Consider the following 13,350-nt stretch of genomic DNA (forward strand, 5'->3'; position numbering starts at 1 on the left):
AAAATAGGTGGTGTTGACTAGCTCTGGATGATCTGACTTCCTGTAGCAGGAATAGTATTGTGGAAGACATTCTTGGCTACCAATAACGGTTGAATTTGTTCGGCCTCCAAAGGCTTTGAGAAAACATATCCCTGATAGCTTGTACAACCTAACAGGTGTAATTTTTCTACTTCTTCGAGCTTTTCAGTGCCTTCTGCCAACACGTCGATCTTTAACACCCGACACATGGCAATCATAGCTTCTACTACCTTAGACTTCCGCTCGTCCAAGTGAATATCTTTAATGAACTGTCGATCTATTTTTACCCGACTTACTGGATAAGATATAAGCTTGGATAACCCTGAATACCCTTTTCCAAAATCATCTAAACAAATGGAGAATCCCCAATCGGTCAGCACCTTGCTGGTTAACAGTGCTTTTTCCTTATGACTGCTGGTCGCTGATTCGGTTAATTCAATTTCAATTAATTTCGGATTTATGTTGTGCTCAAGTAATGAATGAATCAGGTGCTTTTGAAAATCATCACTATCAAGATCAATACCAGAGATGTTCAACGCAATAGGAACTAAATCAAAGCCTTGATGTTTCCAGCTTGAAATTTGATTACATATATTGGTGATCAACCATTGTGTGATCTTAGGTACCAATCCAGATTTTTCGGCGATAGGTACAAAAATAGCAGGGGAGACTAGCCCTATTACCGACGAATTCCAGCGTAATAATGCCTCTAAACCAAGGAGCCGACCATCTTTTTCCACTTTAGGCTGATAGACAATCCTCAACTCATTGGTAGACATGGCTTCATCAAGTAAAATATTGATCTCTTGATGTTCGATGAAGCGCTCTAAGCTTGATGTCTCGTAAAAATTAATTTTGGATTGGCTTGAATTGACTGCGTACAACGCATTATTGATCAGTTTTTCTGCACTACATTTAGTTGAATCAGGAGAGGAAACTCCAGCCTGAAGATCGACTGGCACGGAGTGCCCTTCAACTTCTATGGCTTTAGGCAGCCTTGCCATAAATGTCTGAAGGGTAACTCTTATATTCATCACCGAGAGCTCTGTCACTACGATCAAATTGGCATTGTCTACACAAGCCCAATGTTTAAGGTTTTTATGCTCTGTGTGCCAGAATTTGGCTAACGCTTTGACTAAGGTGGGTAAAATTTGGAAGCCGTATTTTTGCTCAATAAATTGTGCATTGCCTAGTTTCAACGCGATAATACACAACTCGTTACCCTTAGCGGGCAGTAAACCATTGAGTTTGTCTGCCAACCATTGACGGTTAGGTAAGCCGGTTTGTTTATCTAGTTTTTGTTGTCGATTGATAATGGTTTGCGCGGCGAGGGTTTTATTTAACATCACTTTGGCGGTGATATCATGAATAGTGAGAAAAAAATCATCGTGGTTAAACAAATCACTGCGGGTTAATTTAAACGCTTTCATTTTGCCCTCAACAGAGCGATTGACTATCATTTCTCCTATGTGGGTAGGAAAGTCACTGAACAACTCCGCTATATAAGTAGGTTGATAACTCTGAAGTGAGTCACACTTTAGCAATTGTTTAGCAGCTAAGTTTATTTCCTTAATTAAGCCGCCGTTATTGACAACAATCTTTGCAACGTCAGTATCCACAAATAGCGTTTTATAAAAGTCATTCTGGGTTTGTAATTCTTGATTTTTTTCAATCAATTTCTGATTTAGACGCCTAGCAGCAAGACTTGAACGAGCTACTCCTAATGGAGCACAGATGTTAAAAAACAGGAAAATCATGCTGATAATATAAATATTGCCATTTTCTAAAATTGGATGTGGAGGAAAATATTGACTGAGTTGAAATCCGCTCAAAAGTGCGATAAAAGGCAGAATGTTGAGTAGCATACATATAAAACCCACCCGTGCACCGAGCAATATAAAGGCCACTAAGGGCAATGAGAATACATATACGGGACCGAACATGGCGAGGGCCGGGTCGCGAGCAATAATATTTATCGATATTGCAGACACGACTATGGTTATGAGTAAGCTATAAGCACTAATAGTATAATGTGAGACGGATAACCATAATTGCAGCGTTGCACAAAGGTAAAATCCCAATGTCAGAGGGATGACTAAATTGAAGTCTAATTGGGCGGCGCTAATACAACTATGCAGGGCGATAAAAGAGTAAAATGTATAGCCGGTAATAATCATGATGCGCAAAGCACTGATGCGCCATTTTTCAATGCCATTGAGATTACCGTCAATATCAGACAGCATGAGATAATTTAAAAAAGCAGCGGTTAAATACCTGAACATTGACTGCATAAATTTACTTATTACCATTCCATATTAAAACTCACTCGATTTAAACCCCCATGGGGGTCTAGCTTTTTATTTACTACTTGAAAGATAAAAAACCTTTCATACATCTAGCAACTAAATTACTAGATACATTCTGAATAACTACTTATAAAAATGGAATGGTATAACTGCTATTTGTTAGTTATCTGGCCTTCACAAGTGTTCAAAGATGAACCTATAAATCATTAATATTACTTATAATTTTTCTCATTTTCATGGTTAAGTAATCGTTTGTAAAGACAAAATATGTAATTTTCCTTTTTGAAACAAAACCTTAATTTATTCGTTGCAATTCTAAACAATGAGATGGAAATTTAATCCTAATTGCCTATACGACTATTAGCGTGGACAGCCATCCTAAATAAATAGCGTGGACAGCCATCCTAAATGATTTAAATCGTAAATAGCGTGGACAGCCATCCTAAATGATTTAAATCGTTGAATAGATTTATTTGGGAGCTTTTCTAGCAAGATTTCAAACCCGCTGTGGCTATAAAGAGTTTCAGTGAGAGGCTTTTTTTCAGTGATACCTATTGATGTGGCTCATTATTAATTTTGCACATATTTACTTATTTATAATGATTCAAGCTAAAAACTTTACCTAGCTGCAACTGAATTTCCTCACTTTGCTGACTATAACTATATTCTGCAATGTGGCAGGTGAACTTATAAAAAGGATTATTAAGATAAATGTTAATCAAGACAATTCAATTCACCATTTAAATAGTAACGATATCGACATGGTGTGGGCATAGGTACTGTTGAATGGGGGTCTCTGCGGGAGCTATAGTGGGATTTTTAGGGAGGCGCTGACTGTAAGCAATCCTATCGGCATTGGCGAGTTGGCTGGCGCTTCTATTTTATTCTACGGCATATCCATTCTTACTACGCTGAATAATAATTAAGCCGCTAATCCCGCCTTTATCCTGTAGGGAGAGAACAATGTTTAAATTTACCGCTGCAACTATTGTCGTAGCAACTGCTTTGAATTTGGTTCTTTTTTGGCTTAATTTAATCCACGCTGCTCAGGTCTGTTCCAATATGTTAGTGGCGGTTGTAACTAGTTTGCTCTCGCGAGTAATGAATCAAATTTTAACTCTGAAAAAAATTAATAACACAGATGACAACCACAATCGCTCGCCATTTAGATGACAACATTAGCGTCTGTGGCAACGACACAGTTTCGACCATTATCTTTGGCAAGATAGAGCCGACGGTCTGCCTTGACTAGCAGCTCCTCTAAATCTGTGCCGTCATCTCCATAGAAGGACATGCCGGCGCTGACAGTAATATTAATTTGCCCCATATGGCTAGTAAAAGGGGAGGATATTAAGTTTTGGCGTAAGGATTCAACGTGTTGGTAGCAAGATTTTGCATCTGATTCGACCATTAGTAATGCGAATTCTTCTCCGCCGATTCGCGCTAACAAATCTGTTTTCCTTATATTATGTTGCAAAAAGTGGGCAACATGACATAGGGCAGCATCACCAATATGGTGACCATGCTGGTCATTAATCTTTTTGAAAAAATCTAAATCGAACAACACGACTGTCAAAGGGGAATGATGGCGGGCGGCATATGCACCGTAACGAGGGAAGCTATCAACCAGTTTTCTGCGATTTGCTAAACCCGTGAGTTTATCTGTGCCTGCCAATTCGAGAAGTCGCTCTTCATTTTTCTCTCTATTTCGCTCATAAACATGAGCTAGGGTAAGCATTAAACAGGCACTTAAAATAACATTAAGAGAAACCGCAATATTTAAGGGGAGATCACTGCTCATAAATCGCAGATGGTAGACAATAATGCCGCAAACTATAAAAAATAGTGAAACCCAAAAGCCATGCTGTCTTCCCATGAGTAGGTAAGAAATCACGGGAATGGTGAGTATCCAAACAAAAATTGAGTCTGACGCATTGGGTACCGACAGGGCATACATCATGATGATAAAAAATGGCAGTAAGTAGAGCATTACCCATCGTTGAAAATTAGCCGTAGTTAAAATATTCCGCCACAGAATAATAGAGAATATGCCGTAACCGAGCTCTATTATTGCGAGTGGATAAAGTCCTCGATAAAAATTGATGGCAGAGAAAACACAACCTCCAATAAAGGTAAGCATAAGCAGCACACGAATCACGTCGCGGCGATATTGTAAGTTTTGAGATAAATGATCAAACATGGAATTTCTCATACTACAGACAATGATGATTATCACTGTGAAAATATTTACTTACATTCAGGTTGTGTGGCAAATGAACTATGATCAAAACTGCTTGTACCCTCATTCGCTCAATCATAAGTCGTTTCCCATTGGCAAGGAAGTGCAATATTCGCGTAGATTCAAAAGTCACAGGGCCCACAGGGTTGAGAGGGTCACAGTGCCACGCTAGAGCTAAAGTTACTAGTTTAAATAACCATCATAGAGTCAATTATGTCTATTTATCTGAAATTTAGCAGAGAGATACAAGCTTTAACTATGCTCTACCTCAGCAGCTGTATGCTAAGTTATTATACAAAATTATACTGGGGGCAATATAAATGAACCTAAATCAAGTCACCTTAGCGGTAGATGATATGGGTAAAGCGGTAGATTTTTATCTGGCCCTTGGCTTTACCTTAATTGTTGATACTGCACATTACACTAGGTTTTCTTGCCCAGAGGGGGATTCTACTTTTTCCCTTTCTTTGGCAGAGCAAAAAATCAAAAATTCGACCGTGATTTATTTCGAACACGAAGATTTGGAACAGTGGGTTGCTATGATTCAATCACGAGGAATTGAGATTAAACAGTTTCCCAAGATGGAAAGCTACCTATGGAAAGAAGCCATTGTAGAAGATCCTTCAGGAAATAAAATAAAGCTCTATTGGGCCGGCCAGAACCGCAAAAGTCCGCCGTGGAAAGTTGAAAAATATTATGTCTAAAAGGGGCAGCTTTAGTTCAAACAAATTGTCTGCTAGGGTAGGTTGAAATGCTTATTCACCGGAAAGGCTTTGTGGTTTTGATGGGTGGCAACATATTTGAATTAACTTTACATGGTTGAGTATGGCACCAGCTCAATCCATTGAGCTGGTAATACAGGGTCTAATCGTAACTATAATTCATAGTGACGCCACTAAAGCTAGTGTACGCGCGAATACCTATATGCCAAGTTCCAGATGATGGGTTGGTAAAGGTACAGACTTCATTATTGCCATTTAAATAAGGACGACAATCATAGCTGCCAGTACTAGGTTCAGCGCCTAAACGCATGTATAAATCTGCGTCTCCTGATCCACCAGAAATGCTCACTGTCAATGTTGAAACACCCGCGGGGACATCCCAAGTGTAGCGTTTCCAAGCACCGCTTGAGGCAGAAAGGCCGGTTAGTTGTCCTGTAACTGGATCAACGCCGCCACCGCCACCGCCGCCGCCGCCACCAGTGTCGCCGTTACAACCAAAGGTGTTTAGGTAGTCATAAGCATCACGGGATTGAACAATACCAAATCCGTATTGAGTATCACGACCTGACGCTCCTTTGTCCTTTGCAGTGGCGTTTAATGCAGATCTAATCTGCTCATTAGTACATTGAGGGAAAAAGCTCCAAACTAATGCCGCAGCACCGGCAACGTGGGGAGTCGCCATTGATGTACCACTAATGGTATTGTAGGTATTTGTTGGCCAAGTTGATTGTACTGAAGTACCTGGACCGGCAATCTCTACTTGGCTGTTGTATTGCGAGTAAGATGCTCTGCTTTCATTTGACCCTACGGCTGCTACTGAGATAACGGAGTCGTAAGATGCTGGATAAGAAAGCGAACTGTTACCAGAGTTACCTGCTGCCGCAACTAGCATCATGCCTTGGTTAACAAAGGTTTGCATTGCGTTGCTCTCAGCAGTTGATGAACCGCTTCCACCTAAACTCATATTGACCACATTGGCACCAGCTGTTTGGCACTGATCAATTGCGTCAATAATATCTGATGCAAAGGTCCAATTGCCGCTGTCATCAAAGATTTTCACTATATGCAGATCTACACCTGGATATACCCCAACCACACCCTGGTTATTTGCCAATGCAGAGATGGTTCCGGCAACATGAGTACCGTGGCCATTGCCATCATTATACCAATTCCCAACTTGAGCATTATTACCTTGACCGGTCACGCCACTATTTTGGTCACCTAAATCTGAGTGTCCTAGATTGAAACCTGTATCGATGATACAAACTTTACGGGCAGACAAGTTGTTTTGAGCAAGTTGCGGCGCCTGCACCATAGTGATCCCATAGGGGGTTGTTTGTGCTTTAATTGAACGTTTTGGATCAGGGCTAATACTGGCTACTTGCGGATTTGCTCTGAGCAAATTTAACGCCTTTTTGCTCATGGTGGCCGCTACCATACCATGCTTTACCAAGGCTTTATCTGGTGAGGCACCGTAGCTTTTTATCAGATTTTCAGCATTAACCTGATTAAGCCTTCCATTTGCCATTGCTACACCAAATTGACTGGCAGAGGCTGAATTCAATGATTCTGAATCTGTATTTTTGAATGTAACTATATATCTTTCAGAATCTTTCAATCGCAATGCAAAACGATTCGAAAGTTGCTGAGTGACGGAATTGCTATCTTTCAAGCTCACCGAATTTGAGATTACTTCCACCGGTCCATTGACCGCCGCATTGACGCTTGTTGCTAGAAACGTGCATTGTAAGGCCGTGAGGCCTGCCTTTATACAGAGGCTCTTATTATATTTAATCATTCTAGTTTCCTGATTTGATTAGATTGACGCCAGGTTAATATCTTTACCTGAACGAGAATGATACTAATACCAAAAAATTAAAAGTAACAATTTTTTTTGGTAAATATATTGGTCGGATTGAAAATCGAGTCGTTAGGCTGCTCAACGCTTTGTTTTTAAAGGGGCCAGACATAATTCTGGATAAATAGCCTATTAACTTACAATTTTTTAAGTGGCTGCATGGGGCTTTTTTGTACAGATATGTATACATTAACCCTGATTTAACTGGGAAGTATTTTATACGGCCAAGAAAGCGGATTTGTCAATTAAATAAATAAATAATCTAAATTTGCCATTAAGCGATGTGCTTACAAACTAAAAAGGGTTGGCGGGATAGACTAAAGAGCAAGGCTTTGTGGACGCTGACATTAAACTACGCAAAAAAAGTGTTAGTGGTAAATATATCACCTGAGTCAAGTTTCATAGGGCTTGCAAGGATGATTGACTCTGATTAGTTTACTCGAAGAACTGTTTTTTGTGTCAATTAATAAACTAAAAAAGCAGTTTAGTGTAACTATATTGAGTAAAGTGTAGTATTTTTTAACTACGTACTTTAGATTTTCGCCTGTTGATTATATCGCGTACTACTTCGTTGTTGATATAGTTAGTATGTGGGTGTTCAGTTCATTGGTTTGGTGTTTTATGAAAGCATTGCTAGTACTGCTAATGGGTATGCTAACTCATCTGGGTTATGCCCAAACAGTTTTTACTTATAAAGGGCCTGAATGAGACGATGATATTCGCTATCAGTACGTCAAAAAGGTGCTGGAATTAGCACTGACTAAGACAAAAACTGAGTATGGTGATTTTGAACTTCGCAAGGTCGAAGGTGATATTAACCTTGGTCGTTTGATGAAACAAATGGGCAAAGGAGTCTATACCAATTTCTTTTTTAAAGTCTCCATTACGGACGATCTACTTGCCAACTTCCATGTACTTAAATTTCCAATTGACCGAGGCATTTCCGGCTACAGAATTGCCTATGCGCACAAAGATACGGGTGAGCAGTTATGTTCAATGTACAATGAGGAAAGTTTAAAACGGCTGATTTTAGTGCAGGGCACAGGCTGGCTAGATAGTTCAATATTGGGATACAACGGCTTCAATGTTTACAACGTATCTAATTACGAAAGTATGTTTGATATGGTTGATACGAAGCGTGCAGACCTATTTTTTCGAGGCATAAACGAAATAGGGCTTGAAAAGGGCTATTTAGATGGGCACTACAAAAACTTAGTTGTGGAGCCTTGCCTAGCCTTCTATTATCCACTACCACGCTTTTTTGTAACGAATAAAAACAATCTTAAAAATGGGGCTCGGGTAGAGCTTGGACTTCGAAAAGCTTTTGAAGATGGAAGTTTTATAAAACTTTGGGAGGAGTATTTCCTCGCCAATATCGAAAGGGCCAATGTGTCCGAACGGAATATTATCCAATTGGAAAATCCTTTCATCAAAACCCTTGACGAACAGTACAAAAAGTATAATTACCCGCTGAAGATGAAGTACATTGAAACGGTATCTCGATAAGCTTAGAGTCATAGCTAAAAAGTTATGAGTTGATATTTAACGCTTTTAGCAGCTCAGTAAGTCGAATTCGCTTTTGAATCAATTTATTGTTTTGCGGATTTAGCTCTTCTGTATTACCAAAATCATATCCTTGGGATAGGTAAAGAGTGATAATTTTATCAACTGTTACTCTTTCTTTTTGAAGATACTCAATCACATTATGTGGGCGATAAGTGTTCGCATTCGATTTTTCAGAATCAAACATCATTCGCTCAAACACAAAGTAACTCAAGTTAACGTGTTGTTCAGCTAATTGGATATTGCGAACACCACTTCTACGTCTAATTTTATCAAGTAAAACGAATGGTCCGGTATTTGAGTCATACAGTGTGTCTCCAAACCACGGCCGGTATTTACCCAAATAGTCGGCGTCAAAAGCCGCCCCTAAAGACCGAGCTTCATGTATTAGCCAATGTAAACTGCAATTAGCTAACCCATCATTCGGATAGCCTCCACCTATATTAGAGTGAACACCGGGGAACCAACGTTGTTTCAACGTTTGATGCTCACTATGCTTAGTCCAAATATTGGGATGGAAGTCAAGGCGCGACTCGTCTACGGCTAAAGCTTGAACCGCTTTACTTATGCAATTAGGCACAGCTTGCCTGTTTAAAAATGGATTAGGCTCTGATAAAAATAGTCGGCTGCCTAATGACAATACAGTGTCGAAAACACCTAAAAAATTAATTGTGATATCTTTGGTCGGATGAAATTTAGCGTTGGGATGGTTTGTTTTTAGTTCCTGTAAAAACTGTAATCCACTGCCGGTATTCCTTGATTTGAAAAATTTACGAATGAAATGTGGTAGAAAATAAGCGTCTCGTTTATCTAGGACAAATCCCATCCAAGCTAAAAATTGACAAATCGCGCGAGCAGTAGCCGCCCCTCGGCTAAATCCGAAGATAAATACTTCATCGTGAATCTTACTGTTCGCCTTCGTTGAGTAATTATTGGTTAAAAAATTTATAGCTTCCTCAAGTTTGGTTTCTAGCCCCGCGCCCCAAATCCCACCTGTAATATTATCTATTTTTGACAGAATATTGTTGGCAATACCAGGGTAACTAGCCGATGATCCGATCCCGGTGGAGTAGTAGACAATTTGCTGATTACCTGAGGCATCAATAGGCATTACCGCTCTGGCTATTTTCAAAATATTTGAAGGCTTCACAATTTTACTGCCATCAACCTTGGTTTCTTCTTTGAACGTATTGTTCCAGGTCCCGTCGAGACAAAAGATTATTCTTCTTTTCACTAGCTAGCCTCCCTTTACCGTGTTTCGAAAACGAATTGATATAGCGGGCCTAGCATTAGAGGAGATCTCTTAGACTTTTCCTCTGTTGGTACGTGCCTTCTGTGACCCACACTCCTAAACGCGATGCGCGTCTCCCCCTTGGGGCCCCAAAATTCATCTAGGCAGAATTAACTTCGGGCCCATTAAGATGTTGTACTACGATAGGGGGCAAATAGCCCGGCGACGATCACCTAAATAAAGCTAGTGAAAATTTTCCACTGGCAGAGTCTTACATGTTTGGAAAAACTGACTTAATTCCTAGACGGAAATTGGCCTTGGGTTGCAATACAGGCTGTAACCACTAGGTATGGCTGCATATTATTCAACGAATTGTTACCCGTAGGTTGGATCTGCGTCGCCGTGGTCAATGAACCGGTTGCCATCATGACATCCGGTGCTCCCGGTGCGTATATATTGTCGTTACCGTCATCTCCTAAAAGCGCTTGGCTAGGTGAAGCATTGTCGGCCCGTTTCGTAGAAGCATTCACGGTGGTTACCGTAGTGGCTGTGTGAGTGTGGGAATGTATGTTCTGCAGATTGAGGTTGATCGATTCATTTCCTCCTTTGCTACCTAGGTTATTCTGCTCATTTGGCCCTATAATCGCGCGGCCACGATAATCAGGTAATGCAAATGATGTTCTCCCATCGCCCCCATAAGTGGTTCCTAATAGCGAATACAGAGACTGATTTTGGTTGATGGGCAATATTTGCCCCTCTGCAGGTAACCAGCCACGAGGACAGAAGTTAGCGCCCGTATACTGTATTTCACCAAGAAAGGGGTCAGCATTGGCAGCGCTAATGTTGGACCAAAACATGGTAGAAATGGCCGTTAAAATTAAAAGTATTTTTCGTTTAATATTCATCACTTTCTCCCTTAATCTCTTGACGGATATGTGCCAGTTAATGCTATGCAGTAACGTATGGTTAAGTACGGTTGTCTTCTGCTGACCGCCATCGGAGCGTCGCTACCTGCACTGGCTAAACTGGTTGTTGATGTTGCCGAGGCACTATTTAGCGTGGTATCAGGAGTCTCAGTATTATAAACACGGTCCCTCCCTCCGTCGGCAAAATGTGCGTTGGTTGGTAATTGGTTATTCCCTTCGGTACTCGAAACATGCAAGGTTGTATTATTTGAAGCGCCGTGTGTATGACTTGGCGTGGATGGCAGGATAAAACTTTCAACACCGCCACTTTGCCCTAAACGGACATCTCCTAGTCCAGGTCCGTTGCCATTATGCTTAGCCACTTTACCTTGAATATTCGGTAGCCCGAAGGTGGTGCGACCATCGCCTCCGTAAGTTGTACCAATTAGCGAAAACAGAGCCGTATTTTGCGAGACTGGTAGCAATTGACCATTAGTATCGGCCCAACCACGAGGGCAAAATGTGTAGGGAAATTGACGGATTTCAGCAATATAAGGAATATCGGCCAAAGCATCAGAAACACTGCTAAAATTTAATAATGTTGCACACATCAACGATGAGGCAATGGTCATTTTTTTTTGTGATTTGTTCATCTTTTCAGTCCTAAAAAAATTAAGTGCCTAATTACGTGATGGGTATATACCAAACAATGCAATACAATATTTGATGGTAGTAAAGGGCTGTTGGGCGGCCACAAGCACGTTACCTTGTCCACCACTTTGCGCTACAGTTGTGACTGACGTGACCGCTTGGGAGGCCATAGTGGCGTCTGGTGTCGTGCCAGTGATATAAACTTCATCGCCATCATCATCAGCAACTAGATTCCCTGTAGGGGATGAACTCGTGCCTTTTGCGCTGGTCGCGTGAAATGTACTAGTGGTTGTAGCTACATGGGAATGACCGGCAAGGTTATTTGCCGTAACATTCAGATCGTAGCTCCCTGCTTTTTGGCCAAGTGATCTTGGGCTAAGGCCGGGTCCTTGTCCTGCAGCTACAGGAATTCTATTGCGCAGATCGGGCAGGCCAAATGTGGTGGTGCCGTTTCCCCCGAAGCGTGTGCCGTATAACGAAAATAATGCATCATTTTGACTTATAGCCAACAACTGACCGTTTGCTTCAGAATAGCTCCTTGGGCAAAAAGTCGCGGCGGTCATCATAATATCGCCAACATAAGCTTGTTCTGCAGCAACCGCAGCGGAGGTGTTAAAAAGGGTAGGAAAGGTGGTAAACAAAAGAGCAGCATGAAGTTTTTTACGCTTTAAAAAATGAGACATAAGTCGTCCTTATTTAAATTAGACGCTTGACCACATCGTTAGCTCAAAAAGGCACAGAAAGACTTGAGGTAATTCACAAGCAAAGTCATTTAAGAATGGCCAATGCAGTTTAATCTACACTGGCCTTATCGTTATTATTTTATGACTATTTTTGGTTTATGCTGAATTTGCGGCGTTGAAAAAACAACACGGCAGAACCTAATAGCAGTAAATATAGACTCGGTGGAGCAGGGACTGGATTTGGCGGAGGATCATCGGCTAATACTGTTAGCGTAACTGAGAAATCGTATAACTCTACGCCACCAGGCACGAAGGTACCAGTTTGAATATTGGATGTAAGTTCGAACGAAGATAAAGCCGCCGCGAAGACATCTGATTCGGTTAAAACTGAATCAGGATCTGGATCAACAAATTCGTCATAAACTTGTAAGTTTAAATCTGCGGTCAAAGAGTCGAGATTAACCTCAACAAAGCTGTCAGGAGAATTAAGGCTGCGTCCACCTAAATCAAGCTGAGCTGCTGTGACCAATGCGCCATTGGATGCATCAACATCATAATCTATGTCCAATTCTAGTTCGGCCTCGAGGACATCAGTATTAACAAGCGGCAATGAAAGGGCGACTTCTGAGCTGAATAACAGACCCAAAGTGTATTCACCGACATTACCTGTGGCTACCGCATCAATCCCAGCGACAAAGATGCCGGATAAATCCAGTGTTCCATTAGTTTCAGCACCATTGTCATCAACTTCGAAAAAGAAATTGGTAAGCTCTTGCCAATTCGTGAAGGTGATATCATTAACGCTGATGTCTCCACCATTGACCAGTTCTTGCAACGTACAGAAATTTGCATCTGCACATCCGCTGGTAACGACAGCCGCTTGGCTTAGTTGCATCGTTGAGCATAATGCGGTCAACGACAACAATATGCATTTAACTTTATTCATAACAGGTTCCTTTTGGGTCGATCATAAAATTGACTGCCGTTTATTCTTCTTTTTCTTCAGTATTAGCAACAATCAGTCCAGAAATTTAATTACCATAATAATCAGTACATTATGTTTGGTAATATTTATTCTCGAGGTTGAAAACTGTTAGATTGTAAATAAAGTTGACATTTGTTTGATATTCAATCTTGATTTTTGTGCAATCAGTTAATGTTGTTCGCCCCTTTG

The 13,350-nt window shown here is 40.8% G+C and carries 11 protein-coding genes; 3 read left to right on the forward strand and 8 right to left on the reverse strand.

Annotated elements, in window-relative coordinates; genetic code table 11:
* Window positions 1-17: 17 nt before the first annotated feature.
* The gene (locus QR722_RS04455) at window positions 18-2,309 is read right to left on the reverse strand and encodes an EAL domain-containing protein (protein WP_286285640.1); all 2,292 of its coding nucleotides are present in this window, start codon (window positions 2,307-2,309) and stop codon (window positions 18-20) included.
* Window positions 2,310-3,287: 978 nt separating this feature from the next.
* On the opposite strand from QR722_RS04455, the gene QR722_RS04460 reads away from it, so the two are divergent.
* Window positions 3,288-3,497, forward strand: coding sequence for a hypothetical protein (locus QR722_RS04460; protein ID WP_286285641.1), 210 nt, complete (start codon window positions 3,288-3,290; stop codon window positions 3,495-3,497).
* Here the strand turns inward: QR722_RS04460 and QR722_RS04465 are convergent.
* A complete protein-coding gene (locus QR722_RS04465; protein WP_286285642.1) occupies window positions 3,490-4,524 on the reverse strand; it encodes a GGDEF domain-containing protein in 1,035 nt (344 codons plus the stop codon). The two genes, QR722_RS04460 and QR722_RS04465, sit on opposite strands and share 8 nt — an antisense overlap.
* 359 nt (window positions 4,525-4,883) lie before the next feature.
* Between QR722_RS04465 and QR722_RS04470 the strand changes: the two genes are divergently transcribed.
* Complete coding sequence (locus QR722_RS04470; protein ID WP_286285643.1) at window positions 4,884-5,267, forward strand: VOC family protein; 384 nt, start codon at window positions 4,884-4,886, stop codon at window positions 5,265-5,267.
* 160 nt (window positions 5,268-5,427) lie between these two features.
* Here QR722_RS04470 and QR722_RS04475 read toward each other — a convergent pair whose 3' ends face one another.
* Complete coding sequence (locus QR722_RS04475) at window positions 5,428-7,083, reverse strand: S8 family serine peptidase (protein WP_286285644.1); 1,656 nt, start codon at window positions 7,081-7,083, stop codon at window positions 5,428-5,430.
* An 801-nt stretch (window positions 7,084-7,884) separates the two neighbouring features.
* Between QR722_RS04475 and QR722_RS04480 the strand changes: the two genes are divergently transcribed.
* Window positions 7,885-8,649: a hypothetical protein gene (locus QR722_RS04480; RefSeq protein WP_286285645.1), complete on the forward strand. Its 765-nt coding sequence runs from the start codon at window positions 7,885-7,887 to the stop codon at window positions 8,647-8,649.
* Between the two features lie 22 nt (window positions 8,650-8,671).
* Here the strand turns inward: QR722_RS04480 and QR722_RS04485 are convergent, their stop codons facing one another.
* The 5 genes from QR722_RS04485 to QR722_RS04505 form a co-directional block, all read right to left on the reverse strand.
* Entirely contained in the window at window positions 8,672-9,940 is a 1,269-nt protein-coding gene (locus tag QR722_RS04485; protein ID WP_286285646.1) for a T6SS phospholipase effector Tle1-like catalytic domain-containing protein, read from the reverse strand.
* Between the two features lie 290 nt (window positions 9,941-10,230).
* Complete coding sequence (locus tag QR722_RS04490; RefSeq protein WP_286285647.1) at window positions 10,231-10,842, reverse strand: phage tail protein; 612 nt, start codon at window positions 10,840-10,842, stop codon at window positions 10,231-10,233.
* Between the two features lie 11 nt (window positions 10,843-10,853).
* On the reverse strand, window positions 10,854-11,495 hold the full coding sequence (locus tag QR722_RS04495) for a phage tail protein (RefSeq protein WP_286285648.1): 642 nt from the start codon (window positions 11,493-11,495) through the stop codon (window positions 10,854-10,856).
* A gap of 27 nt (window positions 11,496-11,522) precedes the next feature.
* A complete protein-coding gene (locus tag QR722_RS04500) occupies window positions 11,523-12,176 on the reverse strand; it encodes a phage tail protein (RefSeq protein WP_286285650.1) in 654 nt (217 codons plus the stop codon).
* 145 nt (window positions 12,177-12,321) lie between these two features.
* Window positions 12,322-13,122 carry a hypothetical protein gene (locus QR722_RS04505; RefSeq protein WP_286285651.1) on the reverse strand — a complete coding sequence of 267 codons (801 nt, stop codon included), beginning with the start codon at window positions 13,120-13,122 and terminating at the stop codon, window positions 12,322-12,324.
* Between the last annotated feature and the right edge of the window lie 228 nt (window positions 13,123-13,350).

The sequence above is a fragment of the Aliiglaciecola sp. LCG003 genome, from assembly GCF_030316135.1.
In the GTDB taxonomy this organism is placed as follows: domain Bacteria; phylum Pseudomonadota; class Gammaproteobacteria; order Enterobacterales; family Alteromonadaceae; genus Aliiglaciecola.